The sequence below is a fragment of the Sphingosinicella sp. BN140058 genome, from assembly GCF_004135585.1.
Taxonomy (GTDB): Bacteria; Pseudomonadota; Alphaproteobacteria; order Sphingomonadales; family Sphingomonadaceae; genus Allosphingosinicella.
The window spans coordinates 2,668,933-2,691,111 of the sequence record NZ_CP035501.1; the positions used below are offsets into that span (position 1 = coordinate 2,668,933).

At 62.7% G+C, this 22,179-nt stretch carries 21 protein-coding genes, 1 tRNA gene and 1 pseudogene; 14 read left to right on the forward strand and 9 right to left on the reverse strand.

Features of this window, described 5'->3' with window-relative positions; all coding sequences use genetic code 11:
- The first annotated feature begins 76 nt into the window (after positions 1–76).
- Positions 77–1,222, forward strand: a complete 1,146-nt coding sequence (locus ETR14_RS12110; protein ID WP_206186027.1) for a GGDEF domain-containing protein — start codon at positions 77–79, stop codon at positions 1,220–1,222.
- Between the two features lie 327 nt (positions 1,223–1,549).
- Entirely contained in the window at positions 1,550–1,987 is a 438-nt protein-coding gene (locus ETR14_RS12115; RefSeq protein WP_129384834.1) for a hypothetical protein, read from the forward strand.
- Between the two features lie 93 nt (positions 1,988–2,080).
- Here ETR14_RS12115 and ETR14_RS12120 read toward each other — a convergent pair whose 3' ends face one another.
- The gene (locus ETR14_RS12120; RefSeq protein WP_206186028.1) at positions 2,081–3,175 is read right to left on the reverse strand and encodes a phosphatase PAP2 family protein; all 1,095 of its coding nucleotides are present in this window, start codon (positions 3,173–3,175) and stop codon (positions 2,081–2,083) included.
- Positions 3,176–3,411: 236 nt separating this feature from the next.
- Between ETR14_RS12120 and ETR14_RS12125 the strand changes: the two genes are divergently transcribed.
- The 6 genes from ETR14_RS12125 to ETR14_RS12150 all read left to right on the forward strand — a co-directional run bounded on the left by ETR14_RS12125 (position 3,412) and on the right by ETR14_RS12150 (position 10,968).
- Positions 3,412–3,756 carry a hypothetical protein gene (locus ETR14_RS12125; protein ID WP_129384837.1) on the forward strand — a complete coding sequence of 115 codons (345 nt, stop codon included), beginning with the start codon at positions 3,412–3,414 and terminating at the stop codon, positions 3,754–3,756.
- Between the two features lie 106 nt (positions 3,757–3,862).
- Complete coding sequence (locus ETR14_RS12130; protein WP_243455882.1) at positions 3,863–4,459, forward strand: SOS response-associated peptidase family protein; 597 nt, start codon at positions 3,863–3,865, stop codon at positions 4,457–4,459.
- Positions 4,460–4,633: 174 nt separating this feature from the next.
- The gene (locus ETR14_RS12135; RefSeq protein ID WP_243455883.1) at positions 4,634–4,861 is read left to right on the forward strand and encodes a hypothetical protein; all 228 of its coding nucleotides are present in this window, start codon (positions 4,634–4,636) and stop codon (positions 4,859–4,861) included.
- Between the two features lie 64 nt (positions 4,862–4,925).
- Entirely contained in the window at positions 4,926–9,152 is a 4,227-nt protein-coding gene (locus tag ETR14_RS12140) for an RHS repeat-associated core domain-containing protein (protein ID WP_129384838.1), read from the forward strand.
- Between the two features lie 22 nt (positions 9,153–9,174).
- Complete coding sequence (locus tag ETR14_RS12145; RefSeq protein ID WP_129384840.1) at positions 9,175–9,588, forward strand: hypothetical protein; 414 nt, start codon at positions 9,175–9,177, stop codon at positions 9,586–9,588.
- A 537-nt stretch (positions 9,589–10,125) separates the two neighbouring features.
- On the forward strand, positions 10,126–10,968 hold the full coding sequence (locus ETR14_RS12150; protein ID WP_165356417.1) for an HNH endonuclease: 843 nt from the start codon (positions 10,126–10,128) through the stop codon (positions 10,966–10,968).
- An 899-nt stretch (positions 10,969–11,867) separates the two neighbouring features.
- Here the strand turns inward: ETR14_RS12150 and ETR14_RS12155 are convergent.
- Positions 11,868–11,960: transfer RNA gene (locus tag ETR14_RS12155), tRNA-Ser, on the reverse strand.
- Positions 11,961–12,153: 193 nt separating this feature from the next.
- Between ETR14_RS12155 and ETR14_RS12160 the strand changes: the two genes are divergently transcribed.
- Positions 12,154–12,906 carry a DUF1134 domain-containing protein gene (locus ETR14_RS12160; protein WP_129384844.1) on the forward strand — a complete coding sequence of 251 codons (753 nt, stop codon included), beginning with the start codon at positions 12,154–12,156 and terminating at the stop codon, positions 12,904–12,906.
- A gap of 35 nt (positions 12,907–12,941) precedes the next feature.
- On the opposite strand, the gene ETR14_RS12165 is transcribed toward ETR14_RS12160, so the two are convergent.
- Genes ETR14_RS12165 through ETR14_RS12180 form a run of 4 tightly spaced genes read right to left on the reverse strand, consistent with a single transcriptional unit; the run spans position 12,942 to position 17,514 of the window.
- On the reverse strand, positions 12,942–14,540 hold the full coding sequence (locus ETR14_RS12165) for a cisplatin damage response ATP-dependent DNA ligase (protein ID WP_129384846.1): 1,599 nt from the start codon (positions 14,538–14,540) through the stop codon (positions 12,942–12,944).
- A gap of 54 nt (positions 14,541–14,594) precedes the next feature.
- Positions 14,595–16,550 (reverse strand): S9 family peptidase, encoded by a 1,956-nt coding sequence (locus ETR14_RS12170; protein WP_129384848.1) that lies wholly within the window; start codon positions 16,548–16,550, stop codon positions 14,595–14,597.
- Between the two features lie 60 nt (positions 16,551–16,610).
- Positions 16,611–17,177: a TMEM165/GDT1 family protein gene (locus ETR14_RS12175; RefSeq protein ID WP_165356418.1), complete on the reverse strand. Its 567-nt coding sequence runs from the start codon at positions 17,175–17,177 to the stop codon at positions 16,611–16,613.
- A 4-nt stretch (positions 17,178–17,181) separates the two neighbouring features.
- Entirely contained in the window at positions 17,182–17,514 is a 333-nt protein-coding gene (locus ETR14_RS12180) for a hypothetical protein (protein ID WP_129384851.1), read from the reverse strand.
- Between the two features lie 195 nt (positions 17,515–17,709).
- Between ETR14_RS12180 and rpmG the strand changes: the two genes are divergently transcribed.
- A complete protein-coding gene (rpmG, locus tag ETR14_RS12185; protein ID WP_008602901.1) occupies positions 17,710–17,877 on the forward strand; it encodes a 50S ribosomal protein L33 in 168 nt (55 codons plus the stop codon).
- A 149-nt stretch (positions 17,878–18,026) separates the two neighbouring features.
- Here the strand turns inward: rpmG and ETR14_RS12190 are convergent, their stop codons facing one another.
- Both ETR14_RS12190 and ETR14_RS12195 read right to left on the reverse strand, forming a co-directional pair.
- The gene (locus tag ETR14_RS12190; RefSeq protein WP_129384853.1) at positions 18,027–18,692 is read right to left on the reverse strand and encodes a glutathione S-transferase family protein; all 666 of its coding nucleotides are present in this window, start codon (positions 18,690–18,692) and stop codon (positions 18,027–18,029) included.
- A 10-nt stretch (positions 18,693–18,702) separates the two neighbouring features.
- Positions 18,703–19,443: a thioredoxin family protein gene (locus tag ETR14_RS12195; RefSeq protein WP_129384855.1), complete on the reverse strand. Its 741-nt coding sequence runs from the start codon at positions 19,441–19,443 to the stop codon at positions 18,703–18,705.
- A gap of 88 nt (positions 19,444–19,531) precedes the next feature.
- On the opposite strand from ETR14_RS12195, the gene ETR14_RS12200 reads away from it, so the two are divergent.
- Complete coding sequence (locus ETR14_RS12200) at positions 19,532–19,999, forward strand: MarR family winged helix-turn-helix transcriptional regulator (protein WP_129384857.1); 468 nt, start codon at positions 19,532–19,534, stop codon at positions 19,997–19,999.
- A gap of 119 nt (positions 20,000–20,118) precedes the next feature.
- Here the strand turns inward: ETR14_RS12200 and ETR14_RS12205 are convergent.
- Positions 20,119–20,478, reverse strand: a pseudogene (locus ETR14_RS12205) (response regulator); the annotation flags it as partial.
- 16 nt (positions 20,479–20,494) lie between these two features.
- Here ETR14_RS12205 and ETR14_RS12210 point away from each other — a divergent pair.
- Genes ETR14_RS12210 through ETR14_RS12220 form a run of 3 tightly spaced genes read left to right on the forward strand, consistent with a single transcriptional unit; the run spans position 20,495 to position 22,154 of the window.
- Positions 20,495–20,761 (forward strand): DUF3572 family protein, encoded by a 267-nt coding sequence (locus ETR14_RS12210; protein ID WP_129384861.1) that lies wholly within the window; start codon positions 20,495–20,497, stop codon positions 20,759–20,761.
- Positions 20,758–21,396: an HAD family hydrolase gene (locus ETR14_RS12215; RefSeq protein ID WP_206186030.1), complete on the forward strand. Its 639-nt coding sequence runs from the start codon at positions 20,758–20,760 to the stop codon at positions 21,394–21,396. The genes ETR14_RS12210 and ETR14_RS12215 overlap by 4 nt, the downstream gene beginning before the upstream one ends.
- Positions 21,393–22,154, forward strand: a complete 762-nt coding sequence (locus ETR14_RS12220; protein ID WP_129384863.1) for an SDR family NAD(P)-dependent oxidoreductase — start codon at positions 21,393–21,395, stop codon at positions 22,152–22,154. The genes ETR14_RS12215 and ETR14_RS12220 overlap by 4 nt, the downstream gene beginning before the upstream one ends.
- Positions 22,155–22,179: the final 25 nt, after the last annotated feature.

A 22,179-nucleotide genomic window follows, 5' to 3' on the forward strand; every position in this document is an offset into this window, starting at 1 on the left:
CCCGGGGGGGAGCGGCCGAGATGCAGGGCCGATCGTGAGTGAATCCGGGGAAAAGGCCACCTTGCCAAGGTGGCGCGTGACGCGTTGGCTCGTCGAGACCAATGGCGACATCAGGGCGGAGATCCAGCCGTCGCTGGTGAAGGGCCTGTATGGAGGCGTGCCGATATTCCTCGGCGGCGTGCTCAACACGATCGCCGTGTCGACACTAATCGGGGTGCGGATCCCGACCTGGCCATTCCTGCTCTGGGCCGCGATCGAGATCGCGCTCGGCCTCGTTCGTCTGCCCCTGCTGATCCATGCGCACCGCGCGATCGCTGCTGGTGGGCGGCCTCGGACTGACCTCTATATCGCGCTTGCGGTGCTCTGGGCCGCGTCCGTCGGCTATGGCGCGTTGATCAGCCTCGCCAGCGGCGATTTCGTCGCATCGACGCTCGCCTGCCTCTCGGCCGCCGCCATGGCCGGTGGCATCGCCTTTCGAAATTTCTCGGCGCCGCGGCTGGTCGCCGTGATGATCGCGTTGAGCCTTGGACCTTGCATGATCGGTGGATTCCTGTCGGGGGAGCCGATCCTCGCAGTGATCGCACTGCAGATCCCGGCTTACGGCTATGCCGTGACCGTCGCCGCCTTCCGCCTGCACGGCCTGCTGGTGCGCACGATGGAGTCGGAGCATGCCAATCGGCAGCTCGCCTTGCATGACCCGCTCACCGGCCTGCGGAACCGCGCCGGTCTCGAAGAGGAAGTCGAGCGGCGGCTCGCTCTTCGAGATGCGCACGGCCCGACCGCTTTGCTCTATCTCGATCTGGACGGTTTCAAGGGCGTGAACGATACGTATGGCCACGCCGCGGGCGACGCGCTGCTGCGCCAGCTTGCCCATCGCCTGCTCGGCGCAACCGCACCCGATGACCTCGTCGCCCGGATCGGCGGCGACGAATTCGTCGTCGTCACGAGCGGCCTCGACGGTGCCGCGGCCGTAGAGAAAGGAGAGCGGATCGGCGCTGCGCTTTCGACCCGCTCCTACGATCTCGGCCGCGACACCGCCCGTGTCGGCGTCAGCGTCGGCGTCGCGGTCGATCCGGTCCACGGCCGCGATTTCGAAAGCCTGTTCTCGTCTGCGGACGCGGCCTTGTACCGGGCAAAGGCGCTTGGCCGTTCGGCCTGCCTCGTCGCCGCTGCGCCGCCGCCCGTGCGCCATGATTGGCGAGCCGCGCGCGCCTGCGGCTGATCCGGCGCTGCACATACGTTTCGGACTGCTTGCAGCAAACGCTTGCCGGTCGCTCAGGTGACGGCACTAAATCGGGAAGGTCGTGCGCACGCAAATGGGTGCCGGCCGGGGGGCAAAGATGGCGGAGACGGAGTCCGCAGAACTTCAGAGGGAAAAATGTTGCCTTTGAGCGACCGTTCCCCATTCCGCTACCCATCTACGCTGAGGGAGCGCGGGAAGACGGGTGCGCGCGAATGGTCGTGCGATGTCGTACGACTCGTACGAGCCATAAGCCTAGCCGGGCGGGCCCCACGGGCTGTTCTCACACGTGGACGGCGCAGAGCAGCGATGCCCAAGCGGACGAAGGCAGCGGTCGAGTCGGGCGCGACGCCGAGCCTGATCGAGCAGGTCAATCAGGTGCCCGTAAGCGTGGAGCTCCTGCTACACGCATCGAAGGCCATTGAGCTTGCTACGGACGCGAACACCGTCGTGGAGATGGTGGCGGCTGTTGCCGACGACTTGCAGGGATCGGGGTACACCATAGGCCAAGGCGCAGTTCTGGGCATGTCCTGTCACTTCCGCTTAGCTGCCTTATCTCACTACATGGCGAGCAACGGGCGCAGTTTCGCCGCGGAGGGGCAGCCAGGCGGTGACGACGTAAATCGGGCTCTGCTTCAGTGCGCCGGCATGGTGCCCCTGGTCGACGATGACGGCCCCACCCGGTTCGAGAGCGGCTTCATGGACAGGTGCATTGCCATTGCTACCGGGGTCCAAGGCTCTGCCTGAACGTCGCCGAAGCTCATGAACGGCGGCTGGAAAAGGTTGGAGGTCGCGTCAGCGGGCGGAGCGGGGATCCCGCCCGCCGCACTGGTTCGGTGATTACACCAAGTTTTGGATGGAATGAACCTGATCGCGCCGCCAAACACCATTACGGAACTCGCTGATGGCCGAATCGCAGCTACGCGCGAACGCGGAAGCGTCACGCTCCACGGTATCTGGTGTAGGAGGATTTAGAGGTGCGCTTGACCTCTCACCGATGCCCGTTGCGTTCAACTGCTCGATGATCAAGCGGGCCACTGCAAGCCCGACCTGCTGCCCGAATGTGTGATCCGAAAGCCAATGCACGCCGCCCCACAATCGTGCCCACCCAATATTGTTCGCAAGTTTTTCGAAGTCGTCTCTAAAGTCTGGGAAGAGGCATGCCAGAACCTCGCTTGCTGCTGCTGAATAGGTGCTGTGCCCCGACGGGTAAGCAGGGTGGCGCGGGGTACCCGGCGAAGGGTTTGGCAAATCACGCGGTACGGCGGGATCACGATCTACGAAAAAGCCGTCTGCGTTGAACATCGGCCGTGACGAGAACAAAACGTCGAAGCTATGGTCGAGCTCGTAGGGCCGTGGACGATATTTAATCCGTTGCTCCTCGTCGCCGCGCAGCCATTTGTAGTACCACGCCGCGATCAGTGCGTTGGAAATGGCGAGGTCAAGAGCAGCCCAAACCAACGCTTGCCGTGGAGGTGACAGAGACGCTGGCCCAGTCGGGTCGCGTGGGTCAAACAGCACATTCAGCACATGCCGATGCCAAAGCCCGGGTGTCTCGGCTTCGAATAGAGTGGCGAGCTCTAGGCCCGTCTCGATGGGCTTAGCGCCACCTCTGGCACCAGCTCGGAGAACCGCACCCGCCGGCGCAAACCGGAAATATCTGGGGTCCGTCAGAAAGGAGCTGAGCGGATTCCGAGTGTCGGCAGCCAAAAATCCTGCATCATCTCTATGGGAATTCAATTCTCGCAAAATCTGAAGTTCTGCAGCAGGACTCTCCGGGTATTGCGGCGCAGAGCCGACCTCATCTCGGATTTCGCGAGTCGATAACGAGTTCAGGATTGGGCAGTGATTCCAATAGCCAGCGGCGGGCTCGACCTGCGAAAACCGGTCTTCTCCTGGAAGGTCGTATAGGGGTCTTGTCGTTCCGCCGTTCATAATTCCCTCCATGAGGATAATGAATCGAGCCCCTCGACTTTCTACGACGTCACTCGGGAGCTCTAAGTAGATCATCCGCAGAATCTGGCAAAATGACCAGTCCTATTTTGAGGTCAGCTCTCAACCATGGCTTGAGCAGCCCCAGCGCCCATCTGGTATTCGGTTGCAGTAAGCGATCATTGGTCATGCTAAGAATGCGTAACGCGTAGCCAACGACTCCAACAGGGAGAGTCAGGATGAAGCTTCGCGCGGTCCTCGCCACTGCGGCGCTGGTCATCGGCACAGGTGCAGTGGCGCAATCCACCACCTACCAGCGCTTCGGCAATACGACCTTCGGCTCGAACGGGACGACCTATCAGCGCCAGGGCAACACCACCTTCGGCTCCGACGGATCGACCTACCAGAGGTTCGGCAACACGACCTACGGACCAAATGGCTCGACGTATCAGCGGCAGGGCAACACCACCTACGGCCCGAACGGCTCCAGCGCTCAGACCTATGGCAACACGACCTACATCCGGGACGCTAACGGTAGGTCGCGCACTTGCCAGAAGTACGGTGTCACCACCTACTGCGACTGATCCGGCGGCTTTGAAGACATGCCTGGCGTTTGCGGGGAGCTTCCCCGCAGGCCATCCCTGAGTTTTGCTGATTGGGGGAGGTCTTGGCATGTGCAACCGTTACAGGATGAGCGCGAAGCAGGAGGAGCTTGCCCTGCGGTTCGGCATCGATCCCGCGATAGTCATGCCTGAGCCGACGCCGCTCCCGCCGCCCGAGCTCTTCCCCGATCGCATCGGGTGGATGGTTCGGGAGGAAGTTGGGCAGCGCGTGCTCGACACCGCGGCATGGGGCTTTCCGACCAAAGTCCGCGGTGCAAGCGGCAAGATGCTGGACAAGAAGGTCACCAACGTTCGCAACCTCTCGAGCCCGTTCTGGCGATCGTCGCTCGAGGACCCGGCAAAGCGCTGCCTGGTGCCGGTGACGGACTTCTGTGAGTGGGAGGGCGAGAAAGGCTCGAAGCTGGCGCGCTGGTTCTCGGTGCCCTCGCGGCCGATCTTCTCTTTTGCGGGCGTATGGCGACCAACCGAGACAGGCAAGGCGTTTGCATTCCTCACCTGTGGTTACGAGGGCGATCCCTCGACGCACATCGTCGGCCGGGTTCACCCCAAGGCTTGCCCAGTCATCCTGCATGAGGAGGATGAGGATCGTTGGCTCCGGAGAGAGACAGATGATGTCTGCTCGCTCGCCGCGGCCTTCCCCTCGCAGCTGATGTGCGTGACTTAGCGCGTCACTTCCTAAGTAGCGTTACGGCGGTGTGGTAATCGAGCGCGAGCGGCGTCAGCGGCAGCACCCTCATTGCCGGGAAACATCCATTTTGGAGATACAAATCATGGGCTGCCGCCATTGACACGAACCTTGCTGGCGTGCTCGATTGCTTTCGCGATTGAAGGGGGCTTCATGAAAAATCGAGTACATACGGCCAGACTGATCCTTGCCACAGTAGCCGCTGTAGCGCTTCCTGCGCTCGCGTATGCCACCGAGACCATCAAGTACACTTACGACGCCAAAGGCCGTCTGGTAAAGGTCGAGCGTAGCGGCACTGTCAATAACGGCGTCAAGGCTGATTATACGCACGACAAGGCGAACAACCGCGCGACGGTCACGGTTACTAAACCGGCTGGGTAATAAGCCCTCCACCGCTTTCCCTTTCCGGCGGCAAGCGCTGCCCCTCCACATCGGAGAATGATCAATGACGACGACCCGTCGGGCCGGCGCGCTTTCGTGCGCCCTTCTTGCCACTACGATGCTCGCGGACCCCTCTTACGCTCAGACGAATTTGCCGACGTTCAGACACCTCGACTCCAATGGCGTGGACGTCGTTGGAGGAGACTTCGTCACGAGCTTCAAGGAAGGCTCAATCGGGACAGGGCAAGCTGAGCTTGCGCTTCTACGGATGGTAGGAAGTATTGGCTCATACAGCCAGCGGGGAACTAGTCAGTGGGACAACATCCGACTTGAAAAGAGCAGTTCTGGCATTCGGGTTGTTCTTGGCACTCGGGTTGATAAGTTCCCAGGAGCTGAGGCGCGCGGAGCAGTTCTTATCGGCGGCGATGCGTCTTACGCATATCGCACCTCGGACGGCAGTGTCATTAACTTCGGAGATCCAAGCGGCGGCGATACCCCCATAAGCAACTTCTGCAATGATTCCGAGCAGAGTAATTGCATGTTGATACCAACCAGTATCAGGTCACCAGATGGCATTACTGTAAATCTGGAATATGAATTCTGGTCGCTGTGTATTCCTTCTGATATTCTGGATGTGCCGCCAGACTGTACGTATACGCCACGCATTACTAGAGTAGCCAACAGCTTTGGTTACTCTATAGAATTCAGTTATGAAGGGGCCGCAAGCGGAAGCGGCAATCCGCCTACGAGCTTCTATCGCCGTACAGGAGCGAAGTTCTACAACAATGTGGTCGGTTCCTCGGCTCTAGCCAGCGTCACCTACACATATCCTCAATCAGGCGGCACGGACATCACGGACACGGGCAGTAACGTCTGGCACGTAACCAACGGCCCGAATTATGCGATACGACGCCCCGGCGCTGCCCAGGACACGCTCTCCGCGACGGTCGGCAATGCTGGGCAAGTGAGCTCAGTGACGAACTCAGGGGTGACGACCACCTACGCGCGAACGGTCTCCGGCAACACCGCTACGATGAACATCTCCAACGTCGTGAACGGCAATACCCTCGTTCAGACTGTCGTTTCTGATCTCGTGACGGGTCGTCCAACCGCTGTATACTTCCCTAGGCTTGCCAACGAGCCGGCGAAACCGGGGATCGGCTATTCCTACGACAGCGCGGGGCGCGTTGAGCGCATCACCCAGCCCGAGGGTAATTACACCCAGTTCACTTACGATGCCCGCGGCAATATCACGCAAACGCAACGCGTCACCAAGCCAGGATGGACCGCTCTTCCGGTCGTCACCTCGGCGACGTATGAGCCGAATTGCACGAATCCTGTCACCTGCAACCAGCCCCTCACCACCACGGATGCCAGGGGCCAAACGACGAGCTATACCTATGACCCGACGCACGGCGGTGTGACGTCCGTCACCCTGCAAGCGCCGGTCGCGAACGCGCCGCGTCCGCAGACGCGTTACATCTACCAACTCACCAACGGAGAATACCAACTCCAGTCGGTCCGCGCCTGCCAGACCCAGCAAGCGGCATTGAACGGGGTGGCGGCGCAGTGCGCCGGTACCACTGACGAGACCCGCACGGATTACACCTACGATGCGAACGGAAACGTCACGAGCGTGACCAGCGGGGATGGGCCGCTCACCGCTAGTTTAACGTCAGTGACCACCACGACATTCGACCCGATCGGCAACGTGCAGACGGTTAATGGACCTCTACCGGGGAACGTGGACGTGACCCGCTATTTCTACAATGGCGCGCGCCAGGTAGTGGGCTCGGTGTCACCCGATCCGGACGGCGCTGGATCCATGGCCTACAGGGCAGTCCGCAACACGTACACGAATGGTCTTCCTACAAGGGTCGAAGTCGGCACGGCCTATGGTCAGGAGCCGTCACATTTCGTCAACATGATCTCGCTCGAGAGCGCGGACACCGTGTACGACGCGAATGGGCGTCCGGTCGTCCAGACGTCGAGCGTCGGCTCGACAGTCGTTTCCCGCACGGAGACGAAATATGACGCTCTGGGACGTCCGGCATGCACAGCGTTTCGCATGAACCCGGCACGTTTTGGCCTCGCCACGGACGTCTGCTTGCCTGATTCTAACATTGGCCCGTACGGGCCTGACCGCGTTGACGTGGTGGTCTATGATGCAGCGAGCCGGGTGATCGAGCAATGGAGTGCCGGCGGCGTCGCTGGCGTGCAAACCCTCGATGCCAAAACGACGTACACCGACAACGGCCTCGTCAGAAGCATAACCGACGGCGAAAACAATGCGACCATCTATGATTACGACGGTCACAGTCGCCTTTTCCGCACCTATTATCCCATGGCAGCCAAGGGATCGAACGCCGGCAATGCGATCGACTATGAGCAGCTCGATTACGAAAGCGTCGCCGGAGGAACGCGTTCGTCTGACCTCGTCGCCAGCAAGCGCTTGCGCGACAGCAAATGGATCTATTTCAACTACGACAGCCTCGGCAGGGTCAAGGGGAAGAGCTTCTCAAATCTGGCCCCGCTCGAAACGAACATCACCTACACGTACGACAATCTCGGGCGGCTCAAGACGGCGTCGGATGGCCTCGGGCAAACGCGAACATTCGGATATGATGCACTCGGCCGCAAGACCAGCCAGCAGGATGGGACGACTCCCGCGATTACCTTCGCTTATTATGCGAACGGCGCACGCAAGAGCATGCGCTGGCCCGACTTGTGCATCGGCTACGATTATCTGAACACGGGCGAAGCGCTGACGATCAGCGAGGTCAATTGCACGACCGGAGTTACGCAGGAGCTGGCCCGTTACGATTATGACGCATTGGGCCGTCGCAAAAGCATCACGCGTGGGAATTTCACCACGACCGGTTATGTCTATGGAAATGGGAATCTCCAGACGCTCGCTCAGAACATGGCGGGTACCGCTGCGGATCTAACGCTTAGTTTCAGCTACAATCCGGCAGGGCAAATCGTTGGCAACACCCGCTCGAACGATCTCTATTCCTGGGCCGGGGCCACGAACCAGACGGTCGAGACGAACGGCCTCAACCAATATACGAAGGTCAACGGAACGGCGCTCACCTACGATTGGAAGGGCAACCTCACCTCCGACGGGGTGAAGACGTACCAATATACCACCGAGAGCCGCCTCGCCAAGGCCGGCACCGAGACGATCGGTTATGACCCGCTTGGCAATCTCTCCTCCATCGGCGGCAAGCTGTTCAGCTACGATGGCGTTGATCTCATTGCCGAGCGCACGAACGTTGCCGGCACGCCCATCGAGCGTCGATACGTGTTCGGCCCTGGTACCGACGAGCCGATCGTCTGGTACGAAGGAGCCGGCACAAGCGATCGACGCTATTTGCATGCAGACGAGCGCGGATCGGTCATCGCTTGGAGCGATGGAGCGGGTACGGTGCAGCAAATCAACAGATACGATGAGTACGGCATTCCAGACCCGAACAATCGTGGGCGTTTCGGCTACACGGGCCAAGTGTGGCTACCCGAGATCGGAATGTACAATTTCAAGGCACGCATCTACTCACCCACGATCGGCAGGTTCCTGCAGACGGATCCAATCGGGTATGAAGATGGACTAAATGCGTACAGCTACGTACGAGGAGATCCAGTCAATCTCACGGATCCGACTGGAACTCAATGTACGGGGTCTCACATTGAAGCAAACTGTGAAGGCGGGAGCGGTATTGCTAGACATCTCAGCGTATCATCGCCACTGGCGTGGGGAGGCGGCGGAGGCGGATGGGGCGGCGGTGCGGGTGGGTCGTATTGCCTCAAGTTCTGCAACAATCCCCCGTCCGGATTAGCTGGGCCCGGCGGTGCCATAACAATCTATGCGCCTCCAGTAATCGTATGGCAAAGCAGCTTTGTTGGAGGTCCTACTCCGGGCACGACCAGACGCTTCCCAACGCAAATCCCCCTCCCATGGGATCCCACATTGCAATCTGGAAACTATGCTCCATCGTCCTCTGAGCTATCGTCGGTGAGGCAAGTTTTCGCCATCGTGAGAGACCAGCTCAAGTCTGCGTTCCCCAATCAGAATAAGGCGGTCTTCTTGAAGCCCTATGAAAATAGGGGGCCGCACGCGTTTCTTCCTCGGCCGACGGGAAGATACTACGAGGCTGTCGTTCCTACGCCGGGCGATCCCACGAAAGGGGACAGGAGGATTGTTGTTGACTCGGGAAATTTCGGGGTGGTTTGGTACACACCATCTCACTATTCATGGTTCATGCCGATCATAGTCGTACCACCGGCGCACTGATGGCGACCTTCAAGGAGGCAGAATGGCTACACCAATCTTACCTGATCTGGGAACGTCGACCCGCTCATCCGGTGTGGTAATAGTAAGGCCGCGAGGCCAAGCTAAATGCATTTTACGAGAGATCGAGGAGCAAGGGTCTGGGTTCCGGGTTGTGGTGCTCAGCCCTTCCAAGGATGCGGACTGGGAGGAGATCGCTAATAAATTGGAATCTTTCTTCAAGTTTCCAAAAGGTGCGAAGCATGCACTTGCGGCACTAAGTGACCAGCTCGAAGACCTCTCCTGGCTTCCGCCCCTCAATTATAACGTTGTATATGACACATCGACGATACAGGACAGCAATATGCTTCCGTTCTATGCACTAGATGCGTTATCACGGGCCGTGCAATTCCACGATTACGAGGGTGGGGCAAGGTTCAACTTGATTATTATTGTCTGAGCGCCGTGATTGCGTACACTGAGGGGGCGACCAATGATAGAATGTTGGCGGGTTGCAGGGCCTCTCAATCTGGAAAGGCCGTGATGGGGTGGTGGGTTCTATGACGATACGGCCCTCCCCGTGCTGGCAAATGCGCTACGAGCGTCGGACTAGCCGGCCCTAAAGCCGAACGTCTCGATTTCGATGCTCTCCGTATGGATCCGATGTACGACTAGGTCCTACCCTAGCTAGAACACCTGTCGGCAGCTTCGAGCTTGAGGGAAGATCATGAAGCGTTTCTCAGTGCTAGCCGCGGCGCTCACGCTCGTGCTCGGCCCGTCATCGTTGAACCCGCGCCTGAGCGGTGCGGCCTATGCCGCGCCCGGCTTCGCCTGCTGCAAGGTCTGCTCCAAAGGGAAGGCCTGCGGAGACAGCTGCATCGCTCGGGATAAGACCTGCCATAAGGGTAAGGGGTGTGCTTGCGCTGGGTAGCCAGCACGTGAACCCGATGCCGGTGCTCTCTCGATGAAGGGCCGGTCTCGAACGATACCCGAAGCAGTGAAGCGCGAAGTCCGCCGGAGCTGCGGGTTCGGCTGCGTCGTATGCGGCATGCCCATCTTCCACTACGACCACATTGTGGAGTTTGCAGAGGGAGGAGAGCACGCGGTCGAAAATCTGGCGCTTCTTTGCCCCAATCACCACCAAGACAAGACCTCCGGGCGTCTCAGCAGAAATTCCGTAGCGGCCCGGCGAGCCAACCCGCACAACCTCCGCCGCGGGATGACGCCCGGTTACGCCCTCGCGCGTGGGGAAGCCATTGAGACCCATCTGGGAAATCTGATAGTTAAAGACGGCGAGGGCGGGGAAGACTTTCACGTGCTCTCGATTAATGGGAACAGCTTCCTAACTGTGCATCATGAGGAGGGGGGAGTGACGTTCTCAGCCCGCCTAACCGACGACGAGGGTCGAACCCTGCTCCGGGTTGATCACGGTTCTTTGTCAGTCTCAACACAGGTTTGGGATTACCGGTACGAAGGGACGCGCCTGAGCATCCGAACGGAAGCGGGCAGGATCGCGCTTGAAGCCGACTTTACAGACGAACTCGTTAGGTTCGCTCGTGGCCTCTTCATCGACAGAAACGAGACCGGCCTACGAGTTCGCCCGAACGGTTCACTTGTGATGGTATTGGATCGCCTAGAAGTCGGATCGATTCAGGGCGGGCGAATGGGGCGGTATCCGAAAGGCGCGCTCGCCGTGGTTCGGGAGAGCCTATTTAGCTTCCCCCTGCATCCCGATGGATACGCGTTCGCTCGGATTATCCCTCAACACGCGGAGCGGCAGTTACAGAGAATGAAGGGCAAGCTAACCCGCGAGAAGAGAGGCTCGAGCGAGCCCGCATGACCAGTCAGCGGGGGACCGCCATTGTGGCTCGCTGGCAGCGTTCCATCGCGACGTCCTCAGCCGCTCTGCCCGCGTCGGGCGCGGAATATAACACCGGATAGGAACCGATCTCTTTGAAGTAGGCCACTCCTCGAGCAGCGCAGGCGGTCACGGGATCGACTCCGTTCGCGTCGACCTCGAAAGCGGTCGAGAAGTTTGTCGAGACATCGGCCGGGGAGGCGTTCGCCGGGGGGGGGCTCCTGACCAAGGCTCGTAAGTGCTCCGACGGTAATGATCGTGCCGATGATCCCCAAGAGCAGCTTTTGGCTACCATGATCGGAGCGAATACCATAGGGAACACTAGCAACAGACGGAGAGATCCACAGGTCCTCAAAGCGGACAAGATGGTGAGGCCTCACCGATCCCGACGATAGTACCCGTAATCGTCGGAGTCGCCGAAAAAGTCTCTCGCGTTCAAACCGCAGATTGAGAACCTCGGCGGCCAGGCCGCTCTCCCGGGCTTCCAGGTGACCGGCTGCCCACTGGAGGAATGTCGAGACACGTTCGGGTGGATCGGAAGGCGCATCGGCTTTCAGGATGGCGATGAGCCGCCTCAATCGGTCGATCCCCTCCAGCTCGGTTAGGATCGCCGCCAAACCCGCGGCGCGCCGATCGTCGATGTGCTTCGCGCGGGCGGCCTGCTCGCGCAGCCGTTTAGACGGCGGCCTTCTTGGTCTTCACCGTCGCCACGGTGAGCGCATTGCGCTTCATGCCCTAGCTCCCGATCAGGGAATTTCGTTCCCCATTCCTAGTCGAGTTGCGATGAGACAGCAAGCGACGCATGGATGCAACAGAACGAGAACGCCCATTAGGTAGAGCCGGTTAGATGGAATGCGGTGAGACGGCGTGACGCATGATCTTGGCGGAGACGGAGGGATTCGAACCCTCGGTAGGAGTAATCCCCCTACGGCGGTTTAGCAAACCGCTGGTTTCAGCCACTCACCCACGTCTCCGGATGCGCCGAAGCGCGGCTATAGCGAGGGCTTGGCCGCGGTTCAACCGGTCGTGAACACGGTTGTGAAGCTTTCATGTCGTTCCGGCTCGATATCGATTCGGCCCATCGCGCGATCGGCCTCCATTCATTGTGATGAAACCTGGCGGCGGTTACCCTTCGCTAACCAAATTTGCGGGGCCGAGGGGCTTAACATGTTCAAGACTCATCTTTTGACGCTCGCCGCTGCGGCGGCGTTCGCGCTCGGGGGCGCCGGTGCCGCCGGCGCCCAGATCACCAATGTCGACCCCAACAGCGCCGCCGAATCGCAGCCGGCGCCATCGGGGGAATGGGCGCCGGTCGATGCCGGCGACACTGGCGAGACCGGGGACTCGGCGACCGCCACCACCACCACGGCGACACCCGAGACCTATGACAGCCAGAGCGGGAGCGCGAGCCAGCGCGCGAGCGCGGCTTCGCGCGGCGACACCGTGCCGCGCAAGGACGTGTTCACCGCGGCCGAAGGCGTGTTCGGCAAGGGCGCCGAGGGCCTTGCCGACATGATCGAGAAATTGCTCAAGGACCAGGGCGAACCGAGCGCCTATATCACCGGCCGTGAGGCCGGCGGCGCCTTCGTCGCCGGGGTCCGCTACGGCTCGGGCACGCTCCATCATCAGGTCGAGGGCGACCGGCCGATCTTCTGGACCGGCCCGTCGATCGGCTTCGATTTCGGCGCCGACGCCAGCAAGGTGTTCGTGCTCGTCTACAACCTTCACGACGGCGAACGGATCTTCCGTCGCTACCCGGCGGCCGAGGGCAATGCCTATGTCGTCGGCGGATTCACGGCGAGCTACCTGCGCCGCGGCGACGTCGTGCTGATCCCGGTGCGCCTGGGCGTCGGCGCCCGGCTCGGCGTCAATGCCGGCTACATGCGCTTCAGCCAGAAGAATCGCTGGCTGCCCTTCTAAGCGTCGCGGCGGCCAGGCCGCCGCGACGGCGGTCGTCACGTGACCAGCCGCTTCAGGCCTTCGATCGTGTCGGCCTCGGCGGCGGGCTTGTCGCGGCGTATCCGCGAGATCCGGGGAAAGCGCATCGCGAGGCCAGACTTGTGGCGCTTCGATTCGTGCAGCGAATCGAACGCCACTTCGAGCACCAGGCTCTTCTCGACCTCGCGTACCGGGCCGAAGCGCTGAAGCGTGTTGTTGCGGACGAATCGATCGAGCCACATCAACTCTTCATCGGTGAATCCGAAATAGGCCTTGCCGACCGGCGACAGCTCGCCCTCCGGAGTCCAGCAGCCGAAGGTGAAATCGGAATAATAAGACGATCTCTTGCCGCTGCCGCGCGCCGCGTACATCAGGACGCAATCGGCGGTGAGCGGATCGCGCTTCCACTTGTACCACAGGCCCGTCTTTCGGCCCGGTAGATACAAGCTGTCGCGGCGCTTCAGCATCACGCCTTCGATGGCGACGTCGCGGGCACCGGCCCGGATCTCCTCGAGCGCTTCGAAATCCGCCGCTTCGATCAAAGCCGACACGTCGAAGCGGTCGGCATCAAGGTCGGCAGCGAAGCGTTCCAGCCGTTGGCGGCGCGCGTCCCAGGGCTGCTGGCGAAGATCCTCGCGGCCGTCGAACAGGATGTCGTACAGCCGGACGAATGCGGGATAGTCGCGCAGCATCTTGGCCGAAACCGCCTTGCGGCCGAGCCTTTGCTGGAGCGCGTTGAAGCTTGCGGCGGCACCGCCATGCTCGTCCGCCCCCTGCGCCTCGCCTTTGACCAGCAATTCGCCGTCGAGCACTCCGTCATGCGCGAAGGCCTCGGCCACTTCCGGGAAGCTGCCGGTGATATCGTCGCCCGCGCGGCTGTAGAGCCGGGTCTGGCCGGCAACTCCGACAATCTGGACTCGAATGCCGTCCCACTTCCACTCGGCGGCATAATCGACCAGCGACACCCGCAGGTCCTCGAGCGGATGCGCCAGCATGAAGGGCCGGAAAACGGGCACGTTCTCCGACGTCGGCTGGATGCCTCGGCCCTCCGCCCAGGCGAACAACGGCAGATAGGGCGGTCCGATGCCGTGCCACACTTCCTCCACCGCATCGACATCGAGACCGAAAGCCTGCGCGAGCGCGGTCTTGGCGAGGCGCGCCGAGACGCCGATGCGGAGTTCGCCGGTGGCGAGCTTGAGCAGGGCGTAGCGGCCGCTCGCATCCAGATGGTCGAGCATCCCGGCGAGCGCGCCCGGCGCCTCGGCCCGCCCGAGGCTCTGCAGCCGCTCGATCACGGCCGAGATCCGCAGGCTGCCGTCGTCGATCTCGGGCGGCTGTTCGGCCTGCTTCGGCCACAACAGGGAGGCGGTCTCCGCGAGATCGCCGACATAATCGTAGCTCATGTAGAACAGAGCCGGGTCGACGCGCGCCTCGACGATGCCGCGGATCGCGGCGCTCTTCACCGCCGGCAGGTCGAGCTCGCCGGTCAGCGCGGCGAGCGCATAGCCGCGGTCCGGATCCGGGGTGCGGCGAAGATAGTCGCCGATCAGCTTCAGCTTGCCGTTGCGCGAACGCGTGTAGACGAGGGCGTCGAGAAGCTGGGAAAAGTCGCGCATCGCGTCCGTAACGATCCGCGCGGCCGCGGTTTCCCGCGCCCGCGCAGCGCATCGTCAATCGGCCGGATTGTGCTTGGCCAGAAAGGCTTCGAGCCGGTCGAAATAATCCTTGCGGTTGTCGGGATTGGTGAGGCCGTGGCCCTCGCCCGGATAGACGTGATATTCGAAAGGCTTGCCGGCCTTCTCGAGCGCCTTCGCGTACAGCGCGGACTGCTTCAGAGGGACTCGCTGATCCTTGTCGCCATGGGTGACGAGGACCGGAACGGAGAGCTTGGACACCTGGCCGATCGGCGAGATGTCGTTGAGGTTGAAGCTCTGCTCGCCGCGGACACGGTCCTTCCACTTCCGCGCGGATTTCGCGTTGATGAAGAAATCGCGCGAATATTTGAGCTGACGCGGCACGTCCATCACTCCGGCGAAGCTCGCCGCGCAGCGATAACGTTCGGGGTTGCGGGTCGCGCCCCACATCGCCGCATAGCCGCCATAGGAGGATCCGACGATGCACACGCGCTTGGGATCCGCGATGCCTTGCTTCACCAGCCAGTCCATGCCGTCGTCGAGATCGTCCTGCATGGCGCGGCCCCACTGGCCCGCGCCCTTGTCCTCGAACGTCCGGCCGTAGCTCTCCGAGCCCCGATAATTGGGTTGAAGTACCGCATAGCCGCGATTGGCGAGAAGCTGGACTTCCGGATCATAGTCGCCGCGGTCGCGAACGCCGTAGGGGCCGCCATGCGGCATGATGATCAGCGGCAGGTTCTTCGGCTCGCGCCCGTTGGGCAGGGTCAGATAGGCAGGGATCTTCAGGCCGTCGCGGGCGGTGTAGGCGACCGGCTTCGATGCGGCGAGCTTGTAGGCACGCACCTTCTCGTTCACCATCGCCAGGCGCTGCATTACGCCGGCGGCGTTCTGGAAGATGTAATAGGTTCCGGGATCGTTGGTGCCGGTCACCAGCACGACCATCTTCTGGCCGTCGCGGCTCTGCGACACGATCCAGGCTTCCTTTTCGCCGACCGCCTTGTCGATCGCGTCCTGAACTTCCTTCCGTTCGGGATCGAACCAGACCACGCGATCGCGGACGTCGGTATAATAAGCGGCTTTGATCCCGGTGCCGTCGGGCTTCAGGGTGAAGTCGGAGACATCGTTCTCCGGCGCCTCGAAGACGAGCGCACCGGTCTGCAGGTTCGCATAATCGAATTCATAGACGGCGTCGCGCCCGGTCTTCTCGCTGGACAGGATGTAGCCCTTGTCGCTGTCGAGCCCGAACCGAAGCAGCCCGAGCGACGCCTTGACGTCGTCGATCCGTGCCTTGCCGGCATAGCGGAAGCGGTTCGCGCCGGGGCTGCGATAGACCATCACCCATTTGTCGCCCTCGATCCCGGTGCCGGCGCGTACGAAGCCGTTCGTATCGGCATACCATTCCCAGATGCCGGTGCGCGGCGCGACCACCTGCTTGAAACCGTCTCCGTCGAGCTCGACTCGATAGACCGACGGCCAGTCGTAGACGGTGCGTTGGATGGACAGGAGCAGCCACTTGCCGTCCGGATCGACATAAAGGATGTCGTCGCCTTCCAGGCCCTGCTCCCGCTTGCCGACGAAGCGGGTCTTGGCGGTGGCGACATCGTACGCCAGCAGCCGCGTCATATAGGCTTCGTCGTCCAGCCAGGGGGTCGTCTTGCCCGCGCTGATCAGCACAGTGCCGTTGCCCGCCCAGCGATAGGAGGCGATTTCCCAACCGTCGGGAAGCCGGAACGGCGTGATCTTGCCGGTCGCCGGTTCGATGATGCCGAGGACCGATTCGCGCGGCGTGCCGAGCGTCGCCAGCAGCAGATTGCCGTCGGGGGACAGCGCCGGCGCCGAGATCAGCGGCGTTCGCGCCAGTTCCGCGGTCGGAATCCGGACGGGTTTGCCGGCGGCGCCCGCCTTTTCCGGTGCAGCAAAGGCCGCCCCGGTTGCAATCGTCAACATCATCGCCGCGCCGGAAAGCGCGGCGGCAAGCCATCGTCTCGTCATCAGCAGCCCCCTGCCCGTAGGATCAACTTCTTAGCGCCGGTACCGGTAAAAGAACAATGATCAGACGAGAATCAGAGCGTTGAGCGCCAGGATGCAGCCGAACAGCAGGAATGATGCGGCGGCGCCAAGGCGAAGGGTCCTGACCGGTACCACCGCGGTCAGGCGGGCGCCGAGCAGCAGCGCCGGCAAGGCGGCGGTGAGCACGCCGGCGACCGCGCCGGCGGCGGCAAACGCGAACGAATCGAAACGCGCCGCGATCGAGAAGGTGAGGAACTGGGTCTTGTCGCCGAACTCGGCGACGAAGAAGCAGGCGAAGCTTGCGAGGAAAGCGCCGCAGCGTGCGCCGATCAGGAGCTTGGGCGCTTTGCGCGGGAACAGGCCGGCGCCGCCGGCGAACAGCAGCGCGAGTGCGGTGAGCAGGGTCAGCGCCCGGATCGTCACCCAATCATGAACAACGATCCCGCCGAACGCGGCGGCCGCGGCGTGAACGGAAGCCGCAAGCGCGATCCCGGCGAGGATCGGCCAAGGGCGGGCGTGACGCGCGGCCAGAGCCGCGACGAGAAGCTGGGTCTTGTCGCCCCACTCGGCGAGACCGGCCGCGACGAAGGCGGAGAGGAGCGCGTCCAAGCGCTCAGGCGCCGAGCCGCACCGATACCGAGGCGAGCAGTGCCTGGCTGGCCTTCTCGTCCAATGCCGTGCAGCCGATCGCATCCTGAAGACGGGTGAGGTACAACGCGGTCGGGCAGGCGCGAATGTCCGACGGGGTTTCGCCGACGGCGCGCTCGAGCGCTTCGGCGACTCGCACCACCGGAGTAAGCCCGTAAGCGGCGGCGAGGGTGCGAATCGTCTCGACCCGCGCGGCGAAGTCGCGCGGTGAGATGCGGCGGGTCAGATTGGAGAGGGTCTCCAGCCGGTCGCACAGTTCCGCCCTGACCAGCAGCATCGCATCTTGACCGTGTTGCATCTCACTCTCCGCCTTGCCCCGGCATCATGCGCCGACATGGTTACCGGACGATGAAGGTTGGGGCAGGGGTGACTGCGCAGGGCGGCGCGCCACGGGCGGCTTGACATCCCGTCGCCGTCGGGGCAGAGGCAGCCCCGCATGAAAGCGGCGGCTGCGCCGCTTTTTTTCATCCATTTCCAATCTGAAGAGGCTGTCATGGCCAAGCCGACAACCGTCAAGATCAAGCTCGTCAGCACTGCCGACACCGGCTTCTTCTACGTGACCAAGAAGAATCCGCGGAACATCACCGAGAAGATGACCTTCCGCAAGTACGACCCCGTCGCGCGCAAGCACGTCGAGTTCAAGGAAGCGAAGATCAAGTAAGGCCTGCGAGGGGGTCTCCCCTCGCGCCGAGCTGGCTTGAGAGGCGTCCCCGCGCAAGCGGCAGGCGCCTTTTTCCGCGTCGGGCGCGGCGAGAGGCTGGCGCACAGCTCAGGTCGGAGCTAGCCGCCCCGACCTCAGATGATGAGCTTCTACTCGGCGGCTTCGGAAACCGGTGCGTTTTCGGCGAACGGCGCGATCTGGTCTGCCAGTGCCTTCTGGAAGGCAGAGCGTGATTCGCATCGTTGCTGATAGGCGTGGAGCGCGGGACGCTGCTCGACGAGATCGGTGTGGCGCAGGAGGCGGAGCACCGTCGTCATCATCAGATCGCCCGCGGTGAAGCGATCGCTGTCGAGATAGTCCCGGCTGCCCAGACGCGCGGCGAGCGCATCGAGCCGGCGCTCCACCATCTGCAACGCGCCCGGCCGCCTGAGCTTCGCCCATTCCTCGTTCGCGTAGAAGAGATCGATCAGCGACAGGTTCTGGACATGGGGCTCGATGCTGTTGAGCGCCGCGAAGATCCACTGGATGGCATGGCCGCGCGCCGCCGGATCCTTCGGCAGGAGCGTCTCCGAGCGTTCGCCGATGTGGAGCAGGATCGCACCCGATTCGAACAGGGTAAGGCCGTCTTCCTCGAGCACGGGAACCTGCCCGAACGGCTGGATCGCGCGGTAGGCCGGGCTGTCCTGATCGCCTTGGCCGATCAGCTTGGCTTGGTAAGGGAGTCCTGCTTCCTCCAGGGCCCAGCGGACCCGGAGATCGCGGACGAGCCCGGCGGCGAATGGCGGTACCCAGCGAAATGCGGTGACTTCGATCATGGCGTTTCTCCTATTCTGCGGCTTGGGCGGCGGCGCAGCAGGCGTGGGTTGCTGCCCCGTCCTCATATTCGTCGTGGCGGCGCAGCCAGCTCATGATCTGGTCGCCCTCGTTGCGGCCCTTCGGCGCCATGTCGAGCCAGCCGAAAGCGCCGCTGACGCTCTCCGCGCCGCGGGCATAGGTGGAATAGGTGTGGTAGATCGCGCCGCTCTCGTCGCGCGCGAACACGCTATGGCCGTGCAGATCCTCGATCGGGGCCGTGTCGGAGCCATAATTGTACGGCGCGTCGCCGGCGGCGATCTGTTCGGGTGTCCAGGACACTCCATAATCGTAGTTGAAGCGCGATCCGGCGGACGACACCCATTGGAAGGTCCAGCCCATCCGGCGCCTGGCGGCGGCGATCTCCGCGATCGGCGCACGCGACACGGCGGCGAAGCTCAGATCGGCATGTTCGAAATGGCGCCGCGACGGATCGGCGAGGTCCGCCGTCGATGCGCAGCCGGGGCAGATCTCGCCGCCGGGCGGAAGCATGAAATGCTGTACCGCCAATTGGCTGCGCCCCTGAAACAGATCGGCGAGGCGAACCGGGCCAGCCTCCGAATCGAAGACATAATCCTGTTCCACCAGCACCCAGGGAAGGGTGCGTCGCTCCTCCATCAGCCGGTCGTAGGCGCGGGTCAGCGCCTTTTCGTTGGCGAGGTGCGCCTTACGCTCCGCCAGCCATTGTTCGCGGCTGACAATCCGTCTCTCCATCACGCTCTCCCTGCGAAGTAGGTGCCCAGCGGTACGAATCACGTTCCACCACCTTGTCGCGCAGAATAGTTGCATATACAAGTATCGGATGAAAGCTCTCGAGGTGGCGCATGCCATCCGCACCGATTGCCTGTGCTTCCGGGCACGCCGCGCAGCCCGGGTGATCACCCGGGCCTATGACGAGGCGCTGCGTCCGCTCGGTATTCAAGCGACTCAGCTCACCTTGATGAGTGCGATCGCCGCTGCGGGCGAGAGCGGGCAGCCGATGGGCCGGATCGCCGACATCCTGGCGATCGATGCCGCCACCTTGTCGCGCAATCTGAAGCTGCTCGACAAAGCGGGGCTGGTCGCGATCAGCCGCCATGAAGGGGACAGACGGGTTCGCATCGTGCGGCTCACAGCCGAGGGCGATCGGGTCCTTCGCGCATCATATCCCTTGTGGCAGCAGGCACAGGCCGCTGTGGTGGCAAGTCTGGGCGGCGCCGACGCGCGCGATCGACTGCGCCGCCAGCTGGACGAAGCCGCGGAGGCCGTCCAGACCGCCTTCGACTTCTAAAGGTCGTTGGCCGATTTCGGTGCGATCCTTCCGCGATCCGGTGGGGCCACGTCCTCCTCAGGCGTGAGCGGCGCCGATTCGCCCTCTTCCCCGGACCCGTTCCGCTCGGCTGCCGCGTCCAGTAGGCTGGCCACCGCGGCGACGAACTTCATCACCGAGATCGGCTTCGAAACATAACCCTCGGCGCCGGCGTCGCGGATCCGCTCTTCGTCGCCCTTGGCGGCGTAGGCGGTCACTGCCATGATCGGAGTCGCCTTCAATTCGTCGTCCTGCTTGAGCTGTTCGATCAGTTCAAGGCCGCTGATATGGGGCATCTGAATGTCCATGACGATCAGGTCGGGCGCGAAATTGCGCGCCTTCTCGATCGCCTCGCGACCATCGCGAACCGGCTCGGCCGCATAGCCGTGCGCCCGCAACAGGTCGCAGAAGAGTTTCAGGTTGAGTTCGTTGTCCTCGACAACGAGGATTTTTTGTACCACCGGCCCTCATTAGGCGATGACGATTCCCGACACAAACAATCCCGAAGCTCTTGCCCTTGCCGCACTCGGCTGGGCGCTGAGCGATCAGCCGCGTGCCGAGAGGCTGCTGGCGCTGACTGGCCTCACCCCGCAGGATCTGCGCGAACGAATCGATGATCCGAGCCTGCTTGCCGCAGTGATCGGCTTTCTCGAATCGCACGAGCCCGATCTCGTCGCCTGCGCCGAGGCGCTCGGCGTCTCGCCGGCCGCATTGGTCGAAGCCGGGCGGAGGCTCGCTTCGTGAGCCGTCCCTTGCTGATCACCGACTGCGACGAAGTCCTGCTCAACATGATCTCCCACTTCGCGGAGTGGCTGGGCGAAGCGCACGATCTCTCCTTCAATCTCTATACGGACAGCTTCCAGAAGGCGATTCGCACCGCGTCGGGCGAGGCGCTGCCGGAGGAGCAGATCTGGCCGCTGCTGGACGGCTTCTTCCGCACCGAGATGGAGCGCCAGAATATCGTGCCCGGCGCCGCCGAGGCGCTGGCGGCGATCGGCGAGCATGCCGATATCGTCATCCTCACCAACGTCGGCGACGAGCATGAGGCGGGCCGGATCGAACAGCTCGGGCGATTCGAGATCCGCCATCGGGTGCTCTGCAACCGCGGCGGCAAAGGGCGGCCGGTGAAGGAGCTGATCGAGCAGATGCAGCCGTCGGCCGTGGTGTTCGTCGACGATCTCGCGGTTCACCACGAATCGGTCGCGACTCACGCTCCCGAAGTGTGGCGCCTGCATATGGTCGGCGAGCCCAAGCTCGCCGCCGTGGTCCCGCCTGCCTCGCATGCCCATGCGCGGATCGACGACTGGAGCGAAGCGGCACGCTGGATCGCTGCGCGCTTCGCGGAAGGCCCCGCATCGCTCAAAGAGGAACAGGAATGAGCTTCACCGTTCTCATCACCGGCGCAACCTCCGGCATCGGCGCGGCCGCGGCCCGCCGCTTCGTCGGTGCAGGCCATCAGGTGATCGCCACCGGCCGACGTCAGGAGCGGCTCGACGCCCTGGTCGCCGAGCTCGGTGCGGACAAGGTTCATGCGATCCGGCTCGACATGCGCGACGAGGCTGCCATCGATGGCGCCATCGCGGCGCTCCCGGAGCGCTTTCGCGACGTCGACATCCTGCTCAACAATGCCGGGCTGGCCCGCGGCATGGAGCCGGCCCAGGAGGCGGATCTGAACAAATGGCGCGAGATGATCGATACCAATATCCTCGGCCTCGTCACGATCACCCACAAGCTGCTGCCGACTCTGGTGTCGCGCAAGGGCGCGATCATCAACCTGAGCTCGATCGCGGGAACCTATCCCTACAAGTTCGGCAACGTCTACGGCGGCACCAAGGCGTTCGTGACCCAATTCTCGCTCAACCTGCGCTGCGATCTGCACGGCACCGGCGTTCGCGTGACCTCGATTGAGCCCGGCATGGTCGAGACGGAATTCACGACGGTGCGCACCGGCGGCGATCAGCAAGCCTCGGACGATCTCTACCGGGACATGGATCCGCTCACGGCCGAAGACATCGCCGAGACGATCTTCTGGGTTGCGACCCAGCCGCCCCACGTCAATCTCAACCGGATCGAGATCATGCCGGTCAATCAGAGCTTCGCCGGCTTCGCCATCGCGCGCAATACGCCCGCCGCTTGACCCGTCCCCGCCACTGCCTGAGGCT